Here is a 15,461-nt window from a genome sequence, read left to right as displayed (position 1 = left end):
GTCAACGGCGCCTGGGAGACATGCGCGTGCCGGCGCGGCCCCGCGGTGGCGGGACGGCGCCGGCACGAGGGGGTGTCGGTCCGCGGCGGACGGGAGTCAGTCCTTGTCGGGCCCCTGGGCGCGCACCTGCTCGACGTGTTCCAGGGAACCGCGCAGATCGCCGAGCCAGTCGTCGGCGTTGCGCTGGACCAGCCGTACGCACCAGGCCAGCGCGTCGCTGCGGCTGCGGGCGACGCCCCCCGCGATCAGGGTGTCGAGCACCTGGCGCTCGGGCTGGCGCAGCCGCGTCATGACCGGCGCGGCGACCGTGGTGTACCAGCCGCGGGTGTCCGCGCACTGCACACCCCACGACACCTTGCGCCCGTACTTCTCCTCGGCCTCCCGGGCCACCTCCATGCGGGCGCCGCGGGTGCGCCCGCGGAACTCCGCGATGCGCCCCTCCTGGGCCGCGTCCCGCTCCGCCTGCGAGACGTCCGCGGCCAGTTCGGGCTCGGGGATCCGGCCGACGACGGTGATCTCCTCCCGGTCGACGGTGATGTCCAGGAGCTCGGTGAACAGTCCTTCCGGCAGGCGCCCGGCGAACCAGCCGCGTACCGCTTCACGATCCTTCGCTGTAATCATGTAATCAAAATTACTCCTCCCGATCGGAGGGGCAAGCGATTTTCGCTGTTTACTTCGAGGGGACGGGTAGGCAGGGACGGACGGACTGGTCGGCGGCGACGACAGGGAGACCGATGGACGGCGGACACGGGCTGGACCGGACGGGGACCCGGAGCGTGAAGTGGCTGACCGCGGGCGTGGAGCAGGACGCCGGGCGGATCCCGCTGGGCGTGGCCGACATGGACCTGCCGGGATTCCCGGCCCTCTACACGGCGCTCCGGGACCGGCTGGACCATTACGCACTGGGGTACACCCGGGCCGATCCCGCCGCCCGGGAGCTGGTCGCGCGCTGGTACGCCCGCCGCCACGCGGCCGCGATCGACCCCGACTGGGTGGTGCTGCTGCCGTTCGGTCCCCGCACCGCGGTACGCGTGCTGCTCGACGCGGCCGCGGCCGGCCCGGCGCCGCGCGGCCCGGTGCTGACGCCGGCGCCCGAGTACGGCGGCTTCGCGGCCGTCGCCGGCGCCGCCGGCCGGACCGTACGGGAGATCCCGCTCGACCGGACGGGCGGCGGATACCGGCTGGCCGTGGACGAGTTCGCCGACGCCTGCCGCCGGGAACCGGGCGCCGTGGTGGCGCTGAGCAGCCCGCACAACCCCACCGGCCGGGTGTGGGACGCCGCGGAACTGCACGCGCTCGCCGCGGCGGCCGCCGGCTGCGGCGGGCTGCTGATCAGCGACGAGGTGCACTGCGAGATCGTGCACCCCGGGCACCGGCACAGCACCGCCGTACACGCCGCCGGGGAGTTCGCGCGGCACACCGTCGTCGTCCACTCGGTGGGCAAGGCCTTCAACGTCAGCGGCCTGGCGGACGCGTTCCTCCTCGTACCCGACGCCGGCCTGCGGCAGCGCGTCGTCGCCACGCTGGAGGGATTCGGCTTCTTCGAGGGCGGACGGCTGCTCGGGGCACTCGCCCAGCAGGTCGCGCTGGAACACGGCGAGCCGTGGCTGCGTTCACTGACTGCCGGGCTGACGGACCGGCGGGACCTGATCGTCACCCGGTTGGCGGACGCGGTTCCCGGAGCGGTCGAGTGCGTGCCGGAGGCGTCCTTCCTGTTGTGGCTGCGCGGAGCGGCCTTCGCCGGCGCGCGGCCGGAGGGTGTCGCACCGGACGCCGGGATCCGGGAGGTGCTGCTGGCCGCGTGCGGTGTGGAGTTGACGGACGGCGCCGCGTTCGGGGCGGCGGGGGAGGGATACGCACGGCTGAACTTCGCGCTGCCGGCGCCGGCGCTCGCCGAGGCCGCCGACCGGATCGCCCGTTTCGCCGAAAAGCGGCCGGGAATGCGGTCGGGGGGCAGGTGACGCATGCGGGAGGCATGTGACACAAAAGAACATCGGCCAAAAAGTTAACATATTCGAACAAACCATAAGAAAAAGTGAGCGCGATCGTCCGTAGTGAGGCACATTGGTTAGCGGCCGCCACAGCGGCCCGATGGGAGACATCACCATGCGTCACGACATGGCAGGCACCGCCAGGCGACCGGCCCGGCGGCAGCCCGGTTCCGCGGGACCGGTCACCGAGGCAGAGGCAGAGCTGTTCATCCACGGCATCTGTTTCAAGACCGGCCCACCGACCAGGGTCGGTACCGAGCTCGAATGGTTTCTGCACGACACGAACGACCCGGCCCTGCATATCGACCCCGGCCGGCTGGCAGACGCCGTCAGCGGTCTGGAACAGCTCCCGCTGAACGCCGGGCTCACCCGTGAGCCGGGCGGCCAGATAGAACTCAGCTCCCGCCCCGCCGACTCCCTCGCGCAATGCGTCGAGGAGACCTCGGCCGACCTGGCCGCCGTCCGCGGCCATCTCAAGGCGCGGGGCCTCGTCGCCGCAGGCCACGGCCACGATCCCTACCGCACACCACGCCGCATCCTGGACCTCCCGCGCTATGTCGCGATGGAGGAGTACTTCGACCGGGCGGGCCCCGCCGGCCGTTCCATGATGTGCAGCACCGCCTCCGTGCAGGTCTGCGTGGACGCGGGCACCGACAGCCCCGGGCCGCACGGCATCCGGTCCCGCTGGCGGCTGGCCCATCTGCTGGGCCCCGTCCTGGTCGCCGCGTTCGCCAACTCACCGCTGCGCCAGGGCGTCCCCAGCGGCTGGCGGTCCACCCGTCAGGCCGTGTGGTCCCTGATGGACACCGCCCGCACCCTCGCCCCGCCGCTTGACCGCGAACCCCGCGCCGCCTGGGCCCGGTACGCCCTCGACGCCCCGGTGATGTGCATCCGGCAGCAGGACGGCCTGCCCTGGACCGCGCCCACCGAACTTACCTTCCGCGACTGGATCGGGAACGGCGGCCCGGACGGCTCCGCACCCACCCTCGACGATCTGCGCTACCACCTGACCACCCTGTTCCCGCCCGTCCGGCCGCAGGGCCACCTGGAACTGCGCATGATCGACGCGCAGTCCGGCGAGGACGGCTGGATCGTGCCGCTGGCCGTGGTCACCGCCCTGTTCGACGACCCCGTCGCCCACCAGGCGGCGCTCCAGGCCCTGCTGCCGCTGGGCGTGGGCGGCCCGCCCGCCCCGCGCAACCCGCTGTGGGTCCGCGCGGCCCGCCGGGGCCTGACCGACCCGGCCCTGCGCCGGGCGGCCGACGCCTGCTTCCGGGCCGCCCTCGAAGCGCTGCCGCGGATCGGCGCACCCGCGCACGTCCAGGCCACCGTCACCGAGTTCGCCGAGCGCTACATCGCGCGCGGCCGATGTCCCGCCGACGACCTGATCGACCAGGTCCGCTCCGCGTCCGGCCGCCCGCCGGCCCGGACCGGCACGCCGACCAAGGAGGACCGCGCGTGAACGACAGCACCGCCCCCGGGCGGGCCCCCGGGCAAAACGATGACGCGCTGCGCGCCCGCATCGCGGCGGCCCTGACCACCGCGCGCGCCCGCACCCGGACCCTGACCGAATGCGTCGAGGACCCGGACCTCACCGCCCAGCACTCACCGCTGATGTCACCCCTGGTCTGGGACCTCGCACACATCGGGAACCAGGAGGAGCTGTGGCTGCTGCGCACCGTCGGCGGCCACGAGCCGATCTTCCCCAGTGAGATCAACTCGCTCTACGACGCGTTCGAGCACCCCCGCGCGGAGCGGCCCCGGCTGCCCCTGCTGCCGCCCGGTGAGGCCCGCGGATACAACCACGAGGTCCGCGGCCGGGTCATGGACCTCATCGAGAAGACCCCGCTGCACGGCAGCGGCCTCCTCGACGCGGGATTCGCCTTCGGCATGGTCGCGCAGCACGAACAGCAGCACGACGAGACCATGCTGATCACCCATCAGCTGCGGACCGGCCCCGCCGTCCTCACCGCACCGTCGCCGCCCGCCGCACCCGCCGACGCCGCGATACTGCCGCGCGAGGTCCTGGTACCCGCCGGACCGTTCACCATGGGCACCTCCACGGAACCCTGGGCGCTGGACAACGAACGCCCCGCCCACAGCGTCCAGGTCGATGCCTTCCACATCGACACCACACCGGTCACCAACGGCGCCTACCTGGAGTTCATCGCGGACGGCGGCTACGACGACCCGCGCTGGTGGACAGGACCCGGCTGGGAGCACCGGCAGCGGGCCGGCCTGTTCGCCCCGCTGTACTGGAGCCGCGAAGGCGGCCAGTGGCTGCGCCGGCACTTCGGCGTCACGGAACCGGTGCCCGCGGACGAGCCCGTCCTGCACGTGTCCTGGTACGAGGCCGACGCCTACGCCCGCTGGGCCGGACGCCGGCTGCCCACCGAGGCCGAGTGGGAGAAGGCCGCCCGCCACGACCCGGCCACCGGCCGCTCCCGGCGCTACCCGTGGGGGGACGAGGACCCGGGTCCGGAACACGCCAACCTCGGCCAGCGGCACCTGCGGCCCGCGCCCGCCGGCAGCTACCCCGCCGGAGCCTCCCCGCTCGGGGTGCGCCAGCTCATCGGCGACGTCTGGGAGTGGACCGGCAGCGACTTCCTGGCCTATCCCGGATTCGCCGCGTGGCCTTACCCGGAGTACAGCGAGGTCTTCTACGGCGGCGACTACAAGGTGCTGCGCGGCGGAGCGTTCGCCGTCGACCAGGTCGCCTGCCGCGGCACCTTCCGCAACTGGGACCACCCCGTACGCCGGCAGATCTTCTCCGGCTTCCGCACCGCCCGCTCCCAGGACGGCCGCTGATGTGCCGGCATCTGGCCTACCTCGGGCCGCCCATCGCGCTGCGCACCGTGCTCACCGAGCCGGCACACAGCCTGTACCGGCAGTCCTGGGCGCCCCGCGAGCAGCGCCACGGAACGGTCAACGCCGACGGTTTCGGCGTCGGCTGGTACGCGGACCGCGATCCGGTGCCCGCCCGCTACCGCCGCGAAGGACCGATCTGGGCCGACGCCGCCTTCCCCGACCTGGCCCGCGTCATCAGCACCGGTGCGCTGCTGGCCGCCGTCCGCTCCGCGACGGAGGGCGGTGCGGCGGGCGAGAACGCCGCGGCGCCGTTCGCCGCCGACCGCTGGCTCTTCAGCCACAACGGGGCGCTCACCGGCTGGCCCGCGACCCTGGAGCCCGCCGCCGCGCGGCTGTCCGCCGCGGAACTGCTCTCCCTGGACGCGCGCTGCGACTCCGCCTTCGTCTGGGCGCTGGCCCTGCACCGGCTGCGGGCCGGGGAGCCGCCGGGCGACGCGCTCGCCGGCACCATCGCCGACCTCGCCCCGCACGACCGGGGGCGCCTCAACCTCCTTCTCACCGACGGTGCCGTCATCGCCGCCACCACCTGGGGCGACACCCTCTACTACCGCCACGAGCCGGGCCGTTCGGTCCTCGTCGTCTCGGAACCCCACGACGACGGGGACACCTGGGTCAGGGTCCCCGACCGGACCCTGCTCGTCGCCACCCCCGACGAGATCCAGCTCACGACGCTCAAGGAGCCGAACCGTTGAGTACCTTCACGCTCACCCGCCGCCTGCCCGCCGACGCCACCGCCGACGCCCTGCGCGCCGACGTACGCGAAGGCCTCACCGCCGACCCCAAGTGGCTGCCGCCCAAGTGGTTCTACGACGCCCGCGGCAGCGAGCTCTTCGAGGAGATCACCCGGCTCCCGGAGTACTACCCGACCCGCGCGGAACGGGAGATCCTGCAGTCGAGAGCGAAGGAGATAGCCGCCGCCACGGGAGCGGCCACTCTCATCGAGCTCGGCTCCGGATCGTCCGACAAGACCCGGCTGCTCCTCGACGCGCTGCTCGCCGCCGGGACGCTGAAGACGTACACGCCCGTGGACGTCAGTGAGGCGGCCCTGCAACAGGCCGGGGAAGCGCTGCTCAAGGAGTACCCCGGGCTGCGGGTCGACGCCCTCATCGGCGACTTCCTGGGCGACCTGCGGGTGCCCGGGGCCGAGGGGCCGCGGCTGGTGGCCTTCCTCGGTGGCACCCTCGGCAATCTGCTGCCCGCCGAACGCGCCCGCTTCCTGGCCGCGGTCCGCGCCGGACTCGCCCCCGGCGACGCGCTGCTGATCGGCACGGACCTGGTGAAGGACGAGGCCACCCTCGTCGCCGCCTATGACGACGCGGCCGGGGTGACCGCGGAGTTCAACAAGAACGTGCTGCACGTCATCAACCGCGAACTCGGCGCCGACTTCGACCCGGGTGAGTTCGACCACATCGCCCTGTGGGACCGGCAACGCGAGTGGATCGAGATGCGGTTGCGGGCCCGCTCCCACCTGACGGTGAAGATCCCCGAGCTCGACCTCGCGGTCACCTTCGAGCCGGGCGAGGAGATGCGCACCGAGATCTCCGCGAAGTTCCGCGAGGAGGGCCTGCGCGAGGAGCTCGACGCCTCCGGGCTCGACCTGCGCCACTGGTGGACGGACACCGGCGGCCGGTTCGGGCTGTCGCTGTCTGTCGCCCGGTAACGGCGCTTCTCCGCGGGCACCGCGGCCGGCTCCCGCACCGTCCTCGGCGGTGCGGGAGCCGTCTCATGTCAGGGGTGTTCGAGGGGTGTCACTTCAGGCGGGCTCCGCCCATGAGACTCTGGGCACCGCTGAACTGATGTACGACACCTATAGGAGGGGTCGCGGGTGCCCGCGATACGTTTGACCCGGACGCACCGGATTCTTGTCGGTGTGGTGGTCGCCGGTGCGGTGGTGATCGCCGCGATCGGTTTCGCGGGATCGTATGCCGCGGTGCGGGAGCTGGCGCAGAACAAGGGCTTCGGCTGGTTCGCGAACGTGTTCCCGATCGGTGTGGACGCCGGGATCGTGGTGCTGCTGGCGCTGGATCTGCTGTTGACGTGGATGCGGATCCCGTTCCCGCTGCTGCGGCAGACCGCGTGGCTGCTGACCGCGGCGACCATCGCGTTCAACGGTGCGGCCGCCTGGCCCGATCCGGTCGGGGTCGGGATGCACGGCATCATCCCGGTGCTGTTCGTGGTCTGTGTCGAGGCCGCCCGGCACGCGGTGGGCCGGGTCGCGGACCTGACCGCCGACAAGCACATGGAATCGGTCCGCCTCACCCGCTGGCTGCTCGCCCCGTTCCCCACCTTCAAGCTGTGGCGCCGCATGAAGCTGTGGGAACTGCGCTCCTACGACCAGGTCATCCGCCTCGAGCAGGACCGCCTCGTCTACCAGGCCCGCCTCCAGGCCCGCTACGGCCGCGCCTGGCGCCGCAAAGCACCCGTCGAAGCCCTCATGCCCCTGCGGCTCGCCCGCTACGGCATCCCCCTCGCCGAAACCGCCGCCCTCGGCCTCGCCGCCGCCGGCATCACCCTTCCCGCCGTGCCCGCGGTCACCGCCGGTCCCGGCGGAGCGGACAGCGCCACCGCTGAGGCCGCCACCGCGGACGGTGAGGACCCCGGGGCCACCCGCCATGAGCAGTCCGCCGCTCCGGACAGCGTCGACGGCCGGGCGCACCCGGGACAGCCGGCGGGGGACGACGGGAACGACGGGTACGAGAACCTCTGGTTCACCCCGGTCCCGGTGCTGCCCGCGGACGAGTCCGGCGAGCTCGGCGGCTACCCGGCGCAGGACGACGGCACGGCGCCCGAGCCGGCACCGGTGGCCGCCCGGGAACAGCCGGCCGCCGCGCCCGCGGGTCCGGCCGGCGCCGCCTCGCGCCTCGACACCATCTACGCCGCGTTCGTCGAACTGACCGACGCGCTGGGCCAGTACCCGACCTTCGACGATCTCGCGAAGAGTCTCTTCGTCCGCTACAACGTCTCCGGCCGCGGCGGTCAGCCGCTGAGCCCCGACAGCCTGCGCCGCTACGCCGGCCAACTGCGGGAACGGTACGAGGCGGAGCGCTCGGGCGCGGAGTACGGCGTGGAGGTTTGAGAGCAACCTCCCCCGGAGGAGTGACCGTTGCGGGAAGTTGTCCTCCTGGGTGCCGACGGGCTGGGACACTCCAGTAAGAGCGGTTCGGCATGATCCGGTACCAATGCGTCGTATGGACGGGTTCGCCTCACCCGCCGCCAGCTGCCCCGCGCGGCCGGCGAGACAAGGAGGTGGCGGCGCTGGTGATCACGGTTCTGGAGTGGCTCGGTCTGTGGGTCGGTGTCAGCCTTGCCGCGGGCCTGCTGATCGCCGTGGCCGGATATCGTCGCAACACCCTGCGCCGCCGTGCCGAGGAGTCCCGCCGGATCGACCCGCCGGACGGCGAGCCCCAGGACTGACGTGCGGATCTGCCTCCGGACGAGGGGGGCCGACACGCTATCGCGACGGCGATCCGTGCGCAACACTGGATCCATGACGCCCGAGCAGCAGCGTGTTCTGGACACGATCGCGTTCCGGCTTGCCGCACGACTGGGCATCGACCGGGCCGAGGCCCGGATCGCGGTCGAGGACGCGGCCGACCGGCGTGGTCCCCATCTCGCCGAGGTCGACGCGGAGTTCCGTGCCGTGGCCGCGGAGCTGGCCGCCGCCGGGCAACCGGCCGTCCGGTTCGCCGCGGCGCTCCACCGGGCCGCCCGGCGCAGCGTCCGCGACGCGGTCCGGGAGCGGGAGCGCGGCAAGCGCTTCGTCGCCCGGCATCCGGATCTGGTCGCCCTCGACCACCGGCTCGACAGGCTCTACGAGCGCCCCACGTCCTGACGGCGGCCGCCGCTCCGGCGCGTTATCCGCCGCCGTGCCCGTGCTCCGCCACCGCGTGGCCGAGGTCCGTGCGGCGGTAGCGGATCTCGTGCCGGTGGCGCTCGCCGACGACGAAGCCCGCGTCCCGCAGGACCGAGAGGTGCTCCGAGACGGTGCCGCCCGCGAGGGCATGGCGGTGGGCGAGCGCCGAGGTCGAGGCGGGTTCCGTCAGGCCGGTCAGCAGCGCGGCCCGGGTGCGCCCGATCAGCCGGGCAAGCGCGGCGTCCCCGGTGCCGCGCGGCGGCTGCCACAGGGTGCCGAGGCCGCGCACCGGGTAGATCGCGGTGGGCTGCCAGGGCGGGTCGACGACGATGACGACCTCGTCCCACTTGAAGGCGCTGGGCACCAGCACCAGTCCCTCGCCGTGCAGATCGCGCCGGTCGTCGTCGCCGAACTCCCTCGTCAGGACGTTGTCGTGCCATCGCAGCATGGGGTGGAGCTCGGCGAAGAGCCGGTCGAGACCGCCCTCGGCCAGCCGCCGGGACTGGAAGCCGACATCCGCGTCGAGCAGGTTGCGCACCCGCGGCCAGACCGGTTCGACCAGTGTGTGCCATGCCTCGCGGACCAGCCGCGTCAGCAGCGCGAGAACGCCGGCCGGCTCGCCGAGCAGCAGCCGGCCGGTCTCGCTGTCCGACGCCCCGGGACTCTCCTGGAGCGAGCGGACGATCTCGGCGCGGACCTGTTCCGGTGGGGTCGCCGCGATGCGGGCGAGGTCCTCGTCGAACGTGGCGAGCGGACCGGTCGGCGGCGGCGACAGGAAGTCGGGGGTGTATCCGCGCCGGGGCTGCAACAAGGTGATCGGCCGCAGGTCCAGGGTGTCGAGCGCGGGGCGGACCGAGTCCAGCCACCGCTGGTGGTGGCCAGGACCCTGTTCGCCGGTGGCGACGCGGACCGCGGCGAGCGTCTCCAGCGCCGGAGAGACCGCGAAGCGGCATCGCCGCAGGTCGGCGGGGCTGAACCGCAGAGTGACGGCGATGGTGTGCTCCCCGCGGAGATCGGGTGTCCCGGTGAGTGATTCGGTCCGGGCCGAATGACTGGTGGGAGCGTAGCAAGGCTCGCAGGATGGCCCCCATGAGCAGCGCCACCGCCGCCCGGCGGGGCGACCGTGAGGGGAGCACGACATGAACGACACGACGAACGCGGCCGGTGCGGCGAACGCGACGGCGGGAACGGCGGGAACGGCGGGAACGGCCGGGACGGCCGCGACGGACGCCGGGTGGGAGCGGCGGACGGCGGAGCTGTGGGCGGCCATCGACGACCACAGCGAGGAGGACTTCCAGGCCCGGATGGAGAAACTCGCCGCCGAGCTGCCCCCGGACCATCCGGCGGGGGTGTTCGAACGCGCCGCCTCGTTCGACTCGACCGGCCACTCCGACCTCGCGGTCCCGCTGTACCGGCAGGCGCTCGGCCTCGGGCTGACGGGTGAGCGACGCCGCCGGGCCGTGATCCAGCTGGCCAGTTCGCTGCGCAACCTCGGCCGCGCGCCGGAGAGCGTCGCCCTGCTGACCGCCGAGCGGGACGCCGGCTCCGACCACCTGGACGACGCCGTCACCGTCTTTCTCGCCCTCGCTCTGGCGGACACCGGCCGCGAACGCGAAGCGGTGTCGATCGCGCTGACGGCGCTGGCCGGCCATCTGCCCCGCTACCAGCGCTCGGCGGCCAACTACGCCCGGCTGCTGGTGGAGCCCGATCCCGCCGGGTAACGCCGCACGGCCCGGCCCGGGCCCGGTGTCCGGCCGTGCACCGTCCCCCGTCTCCGGCTCGCGGAACGATGGCATGATGTCGACCTTCGCGAGCGAGAGGGGGCGCCACCGTGCGCATTCTGTTCACCTTCGTCGGAGGGAACGGCCACTTCGAACCGCTGATCCCGATCGCCGACGCCGCACGGGAGGCCGGCCACACGGTCGCGTTCACCTGTCGCCCCAGCATGGGCAGGACCGTGGCGGCGGCGGGATTCGACGTCCTGGAGGAGGACGCCGGCCATGAGTGGCAGGCGGAGCGGCGGCCGCTGCTCGCGGTCAGCACCGAGCGCGAGGACCAGGTGCTGCGGGACGCCTTCGCCGGCCGGATGGCGCGTGAGCGCGCCGCGAGCGGGGTCGGCCTGTACGCCGCGTGGCGGCCCGATCTGCTGGTGTGCGAGGAGATGGACTTCGGCAGCGTGATCGTGGCCGAACGCCTGGGACTGCCGTACGCACGCGTACTGGTCATCGCCGAGGGCTCGTTCGTACGCCACCACCTGATCGCGGAACCGCTCAACGAGTTGCGCGCCGCGCACGGCCTGCCCGCCGATCCCGGGCTGGACATGCTCGGCCGCCATCTCGTCCTGGCGCCCTTCCCGCCCGGCTTCCGGCACCCGGACTTCCCGCTGCCGCCCACCGGGCAGGCGCTCCGGCCGCGCGGCCTCGACGCGGCGGCGGAGGAGGCCGTACCGAAGTGGATCGGGGAACTGGGAGACGCGCCGACCGTCTACTTCACCTTCGGCACCGTGTTCAACGTGGAGTCGGGTGATCTCTTCGCGCGGGTGCTGGAGGGGCTGCGGGATCTGCCGGTCAACGTGGTCGTGACGGTCGGCAAGGACATCGACCCCGCGGAGCTCGGACCGCAGCCCGGTCATGTGCGCATCGAGCGGTTCGTCCCGCAGGCGGCGCTTCTGCCGCACTGCGACGTGGTCGTCTCGCACGGCGGGTCCGGGAGCGTGATCGGCGCGCTGGCGTACGGTCTGCCGTCGGTGCTGATCCCGATGGGAGCCGACCAGCCGCAGAACGCGGCCCGTTGTACCGCGCTGGGCGTCTCCCGGGTGCTCGACGCCGTGCGGGCCACCCCGGACGACGTCCGCGAGGCGGTCGTCGAGGTACTGGCGGACGCGTCCTACCGGCTGGCCGCCGAACGCCTGCGGGACGAGATCGCCGCCCTGCCGGACGCCACCCGGGCCGTCGCGCTCCTGGAACGTCTGGTCGCGGAGTAGGGCCTGTTCGGCCCAGCCGGCCGGGCTTTGGTGAACGATTTCAGCGTGTTGGTCATTTTGGCAGCTTTTGGGATGTTTTAGCGTCTGGGGTGGTGTGGTTGGCGGGTGGCGTGGACTGTGGAGGTTCGGGTGGCGTCGTGCGGTGAGGCCGAGTGCACGGGATGCGCGTGCGATACGGACCGGGAGCGTACGGCGCCTGCTGGAAGCAGATTCGGCATCGAGTCCCGCTGGTGGCCGCTGGCGGCCTACTGGGTGGCCTCGCGGCTGGTGATGCTGGCCATGCTGCGCACCGGGCACGGGGACATCGCGGAAGAGGTGCACCGGCTGTACACGCGCTGGGCCGGGGAACTGGAGGCCGGATCGTTCCCGGCCAGGGACGTCACCTGGCAGTACCCGCCGGGCGCCGGACTGGTCATGCTCGCGCCCACTCTGCTGCCCGTGGTGTCGTACCTGCAGGGGTTCGTCGCGCTGATGGTGCTGGCCGACGCCGTGGTGGTACTGGCCCTGGTGCGCGCCGCGCGCGGCGGCGGCCCGGCCGGCGAGCCCGGCAGCGCGGCCGGCGCCTGGCTGTGGGCGGGTGGTCTGCCCCTGCTGCTGGCGCTGCCCTTCGCGCGGTTCGATGTGGCGGTCACCGCGCTGGCCGTGCTCTCCCTGCTGGTCATCGGGCGGCGGCCGTGGCTCGGCGGCACCCTCGCCGGACTCGCCGCGATGATCAAGGTATGGCCGGCGCTCATCGTGCTCGGCACCCCCAGGGGCCGGTCCACCCGCGAGGCGTGGAGCGCGGTGCTGGTGTCCGCGGCGGTGCTGCTGACGGTGCTGGCGCTCGGCTTCCGCGGAACGTTCGGGTTCCTCTCCTCGCAGGGAAACCGGGGCGTCGAGGTCGAGTCGATGGGCGGCACCCTGCTGCACCTGGCCCGGCTGGGCGGCTGGCCCGGCCGCGTCAGGATGCACTACGGCTCGTTCGAGTTCCTCGGCCCCTACGTCTCCAGCGTCGCCCGCGGCTCCCTGCTGCTGACCGCCGTGGCGTTCGGATGGCTGCTGCTGTGGCGCTGGCGCGCCCGGGTCTGGAGCGAGGCCACCGTCTACGACGCGGCCCTGACGGCGGTGCTGCTGTTCACCTCCACCAGCCGGGTGATCAGCCCGCAGTACCTGATCTGGCTGATCGCCCTCGCCGCGGTGTGCCTGACGGTGCGCGGCACCACCCAGCGCCCGGTGGCGGTCCTGCTGCTCCTCGCCACCGCCGTCACCGCCGTGGACTTCCCGCTGTTCTTCGGCGCCGTGCTGAACAGCTCCTGGCAGGGCGTCGCCGTCCTGGTGACGCGCAACGGCCTGCTGGCGGCCGCGACGCTGCTGTCCTGCGTAAGGCTGTGGCGTGCGGCGGTCCCGGCCCGCCGCACCTCCCGCACGACCGGACGCCGCGCCGGACTGCGGCCGCTGCCCCTGGAGAGCGGAGCCGTCGGCGGCGGCTGACCCCATCCGGGCCACGCCGCGCCGCGCCGGCTTTAAGGTCGTGTCATGGCTGCAGACGAGGGGACCGTACGGGTCGACAGTTGGATCTGGTCCGTACGGCTGACGAAGACCCGGTCGATGGCCGCCGCGGCGTGCCGCGCCGGCCACGTCAAGGTCAACGGTGAGCGGGTGAAACCGGCCCACACGGTGCGGGCCGGGGACGAGGTACGGCTGCGCGGGGAGGGCGCCGAGCGGATCGTGGTCGTCTCGCGCATCGTGCGCAAGCGCGTCGGTGCGCCCGTCGCGGCGGAGTGCTTCGTCGACAACAGCCCGCCGCCGCCCGCCCGCGCGGACCTGCTGGCGATCGGCCACCGCGACCGGGGGGCGGGCCGCCCGACCAAGCGCGACCGGCGGGAGTTGGAACGCCTCCGGGACATCGACGCCTGACCACGCCCGGGACGCGGTCACCGGCCGCCGCACGGCGGCCGTCAGGGGTCGCGGACCGCTTGCCGTGGGAGATCGGCGCACATAGCGTGAGTCGTGCCGGCCGGGCCCCCGGCCCACCGGATCGCGCAGTGCGGACCTGGGAGGCGATCATCACGGACCCGATCGAGTTCCCGGACCGCGTGCCCGCTCCCGCACCTGTCACGGGTGCGGCGCCGCTCCGGCTGCCCGGATCAGAACGGTAGGCCCCGCCATGTTCTCGATGTCGCGGGCGGCCCGGCGGAAAGCGGACGGGGCCGGGCAGCCGGGCGTGGCCGGGAAGCCCGGCGGGACCGGGACGGCCGGGGAGATCCGCGTCCGGTCGGCCGCCGGGCGGTGGGTGCTGGTGGCCTCGGTCCTCGGGTCGGCGCTCGCCGGTATCGACGCCACCGTCGTCAACATCGCCCTGCCGGCGATCGGCCGTGACTTCGGCGCCGGCTTCGGCACCCTGCAATGGGCGGTCACCGCGTACACCGTCGCACTGGCCTCGCTCATTCTGCTGGGCGGAGCGCTGGGCGACCGGTACGGCCGGCGCCGGGTCTTCAACGTCGGCGTCCTGTGGTTCGCCGCCGCGTCACTGCTCTGCGGGCTGGCGCCCACGGCCGGCCTGCTGCTGGCGGCACGAGCGCTGCAGGGCGTCGGGGGAGCGCTGCTGATGCCCGGCAGCCTGGCCATGATCCAGGCGTCCTTCCACCCGGAGGACCGGGCGCGGGCGATCGGTTCCTGGTCCGCCTTCGGCGGCGTCGCCACCGCGATCGGTCCTTTCCTCGGCGGCTGGCTCGTCCAGGCCGCCTCCTGGCGCTGGGTGTTCCTCATCAACGCCCCGCTCGCCGTCGCCGTCGTCCTCATCTCGCGGCGGCACGTGCCCGAGACCCGCGATCCGGCGGCCACCGGCCGGATCGACGTGCTCGGCGCGGCCCTGAGCTGTCTCGGACTGGCGGGCGTCACCTACGCGATCATCGCCGCCCCGGAGCACGGGGCCGGGTCGCCGACGGTGATCGTCAGCGGTGCGCTGGGCATCGCCGCCCTGGCCGGCTTCCTCGTCGCCGAAGCGCGCCAGGCACACCCGATGCTGCCGCTGACCATGTTCGCCTCACGCCAGTTCAGCGCCGCGAACGGTGTCACGTTCGCCGTCTACGGAGCCTTCGGCGGAGTGTTCTTCCTGCTCGCCGTCCAGCTGCAGGTCGTCTCCGGATTCTCGCCGATCGCCGCCGGGACGGCGATGCTGCCGATCACGATCATGATGCTCCTGCTCTCCGCGCGCTTCGGCCGGCTGTCGCAGCGCATCGGGCCCCGGCTGCCGATGACGGTCGGACCGCTGATCTGTGCGGCCGCGATCCTGCTGATGTTCCGCGTCGGGCCGGACGCCGACTACCTCCGGGACGTGCTGCCCGCCGTCGTCGTGCTGGGCTTCGGCCTGGCCGTCCTGGTCGCCCCGCTCACCGCCACCGTCCTGGACGCCGTGGGCGCCGAGCACGCCGGCGTGGCCTCGGGCGTCAACAACGCCGTCGCCCGCGCGGCCGCCCTCATCGCCATCGCCGCGCTGCCCGCCGTCACCGGACTGTCGGGCCGCAGCTACGACGACCCCGAGGCGTTCTCGCACGGCTTCCACCTGTCGTTGATCATCGCGGCGGCGCTGCTCGTGGCGGGCGCCGTGCTGGCCGCCACCATGATCCGCACCCCAACCGCGCCGCCGGCCGAGGTGCCGGCAGCGCCGCAGGAGGAGGAGCCGTCCGCGCCCCGTATGCACTGCGCGGTGGACGGCCCGCCGCTGACCGCCCGCGAGTGCAACAGCGGCTGACGGCGGTCGGTCCAGCCGTGATCGCGACAGCGG

The 15,461-nt window shown here is 73.4% G+C and carries 15 protein-coding genes; 13 read left to right on the top strand and 2 right to left on the bottom strand.

What is annotated here, in order from left to right:
• Positions 1–96 precede the first annotated feature (96 nt).
• Positions 97–621: a hypothetical protein gene (locus tag LNW72_RS05030; protein ID WP_250974249.1), complete on the bottom strand. Its 525-nt coding sequence runs from the start codon at positions 619–621 to the stop codon at positions 97–99.
• 113 nt (positions 622–734) lie between these two features.
• Between LNW72_RS05030 and LNW72_RS05025 the strand changes: the two genes are divergently transcribed.
• From LNW72_RS05025 to LNW72_RS04990, 8 genes are all read left to right on the top strand, one after another.
• Entirely contained in the window at positions 735–1,961 is a 1,227-nt protein-coding gene (locus LNW72_RS05025) for an aminotransferase class I/II-fold pyridoxal phosphate-dependent enzyme (RefSeq protein ID WP_250974248.1), read from the top strand.
• A gap of 157 nt (positions 1,962–2,118) precedes the next feature.
• Positions 2,119–3,453: an ergothioneine biosynthesis glutamate--cysteine ligase EgtA gene (egtA, locus tag LNW72_RS05020; RefSeq protein ID WP_250980022.1), complete on the top strand. Its 1,335-nt coding sequence runs from the start codon at positions 2,119–2,121 to the stop codon at positions 3,451–3,453.
• Positions 3,450–4,799, top strand: a complete 1,350-nt coding sequence (gene egtB / locus LNW72_RS05015; protein WP_250974247.1) for an ergothioneine biosynthesis protein EgtB — start codon at positions 3,450–3,452, stop codon at positions 4,797–4,799. The genes egtA and egtB overlap by 4 nt, the downstream gene beginning before the upstream one ends.
• The gene (egtC, locus tag LNW72_RS05010) at positions 4,799–5,551 is read left to right on the top strand and encodes an ergothioneine biosynthesis protein EgtC (RefSeq protein WP_250974246.1); all 753 of its coding nucleotides are present in this window, start codon (positions 4,799–4,801) and stop codon (positions 5,549–5,551) included. The genes egtB and egtC overlap by 1 nt, the downstream gene beginning before the upstream one ends.
• Positions 5,548–6,519: an L-histidine N(alpha)-methyltransferase gene (gene egtD / locus LNW72_RS05005; RefSeq protein ID WP_250974245.1), complete on the top strand. Its 972-nt coding sequence runs from the start codon at positions 5,548–5,550 to the stop codon at positions 6,517–6,519. The genes egtC and egtD overlap by 4 nt, the downstream gene beginning before the upstream one ends.
• A 165-nt stretch (positions 6,520–6,684) precedes the next feature.
• The gene (locus tag LNW72_RS05000) at positions 6,685–7,935 is read left to right on the top strand and encodes a DUF2637 domain-containing protein (RefSeq protein ID WP_250974244.1); all 1,251 of its coding nucleotides are present in this window, start codon (positions 6,685–6,687) and stop codon (positions 7,933–7,935) included.
• 182 nt (positions 7,936–8,117) lie between these two features.
• On the top strand, positions 8,118–8,273 hold the full coding sequence (locus LNW72_RS04995) for a hypothetical protein (RefSeq protein WP_164292787.1): 156 nt from the start codon (positions 8,118–8,120) through the stop codon (positions 8,271–8,273).
• Between the two features lie 73 nt (positions 8,274–8,346).
• Positions 8,347–8,691, top strand: coding sequence for a hypothetical protein (locus tag LNW72_RS04990; protein ID WP_250974243.1), 345 nt, complete (start codon positions 8,347–8,349; stop codon positions 8,689–8,691).
• A gap of 22 nt (positions 8,692–8,713) precedes the next feature.
• Here the strand turns inward: LNW72_RS04990 and LNW72_RS04985 are convergent, their stop codons facing one another.
• Complete coding sequence (locus tag LNW72_RS04985; RefSeq protein WP_250974242.1) at positions 8,714–9,853, bottom strand: DUF5937 family protein; 1,140 nt, start codon at positions 9,851–9,853, stop codon at positions 8,714–8,716.
• Between LNW72_RS04985 and LNW72_RS04980 the strand changes: the two genes are divergently transcribed.
• From LNW72_RS04980 to LNW72_RS04960, 5 genes are all read left to right on the top strand, one after another.
• Entirely contained in the window at positions 9,852–10,433 is a 582-nt protein-coding gene (locus tag LNW72_RS04980) for a tetratricopeptide repeat protein (RefSeq protein ID WP_250974241.1), read from the top strand. The two genes, LNW72_RS04985 and LNW72_RS04980, sit on opposite strands and share 2 nt — an antisense overlap.
• A gap of 110 nt (positions 10,434–10,543) precedes the next feature.
• Positions 10,544–11,695, top strand: a complete 1,152-nt coding sequence (locus LNW72_RS04975) for a glycosyltransferase (protein ID WP_250974240.1) — start codon at positions 10,544–10,546, stop codon at positions 11,693–11,695.
• 129 nt (positions 11,696–11,824) lie between these two features.
• A complete protein-coding gene (locus LNW72_RS04970) occupies positions 11,825–13,165 on the top strand; it encodes a glycosyltransferase family 87 protein (protein WP_250974239.1) in 1,341 nt (446 codons plus the stop codon).
• A 45-nt stretch (positions 13,166–13,210) separates the two neighbouring features.
• Positions 13,211–13,591: an RNA-binding S4 domain-containing protein gene (locus LNW72_RS04965; RefSeq protein WP_250974238.1), complete on the top strand. Its 381-nt coding sequence runs from the start codon at positions 13,211–13,213 to the stop codon at positions 13,589–13,591.
• Positions 13,592–13,841: 250 nt separating this feature from the next.
• Positions 13,842–15,428, top strand: coding sequence for a DHA2 family efflux MFS transporter permease subunit (locus LNW72_RS04960; protein ID WP_250974237.1), 1,587 nt, complete (start codon positions 13,842–13,844; stop codon positions 15,426–15,428).
• Positions 15,429–15,461: the final 33 nt, after the last annotated feature.

The sequence above is a fragment of the Streptomyces sp. RKAG293 genome (assembly GCF_023701745.1).
Lineage (GTDB): Bacteria > Actinomycetota > Actinomycetes > Streptomycetales > Streptomycetaceae > Actinacidiphila.
Note: the sequence above shows the minus strand (reverse complement) of the source record. Positions and strands in the feature narration are given on the sequence as shown.

Excerpts from the sequence above, each read along its gene's own strand:
- LNW72_RS05030 (WP_250974249.1), bottom strand. The coding sequence starts at position 621 with ATGATTACAGCGAAGGATCGTGAAGCGGTACGCGGCTGGTTCGCCGGG.
- LNW72_RS05025 (WP_250974248.1), top strand. The coding sequence starts at position 735 with ATGGACGGCGGACACGGGCTGGACCGGACGGGGACCCGGAGCGTGAAG.
- egtA (WP_250980022.1), top strand. The coding sequence starts at position 2,119 with ATGGCAGGCACCGCCAGGCGACCGGCCCGGCGGCAGCCCGGTTCCGCG.
- egtC (WP_250974246.1), top strand. The coding sequence starts at position 4,799 with ATGTGCCGGCATCTGGCCTACCTCGGGCCGCCCATCGCGCTGCGCACC.
- LNW72_RS04990 (WP_250974243.1), top strand. The coding sequence starts at position 8,347 with ATGACGCCCGAGCAGCAGCGTGTTCTGGACACGATCGCGTTCCGGCTT.
- LNW72_RS04980 (WP_250974241.1), top strand. The coding sequence starts at position 9,852 with ATGAACGACACGACGAACGCGGCCGGTGCGGCGAACGCGACGGCGGGA.
- LNW72_RS04985 (WP_250974242.1), bottom strand. The coding sequence starts at position 9,853 with ATGTCGTGCTCCCCTCACGGTCGCCCCGCCGGGCGGCGGTGGCGCTGC.
- LNW72_RS04965 (WP_250974238.1), top strand. The coding sequence starts at position 13,211 with ATGGCTGCAGACGAGGGGACCGTACGGGTCGACAGTTGGATCTGGTCC.
- LNW72_RS04960 (WP_250974237.1), top strand. The coding sequence starts at position 13,842 with ATGTTCTCGATGTCGCGGGCGGCCCGGCGGAAAGCGGACGGGGCCGGG.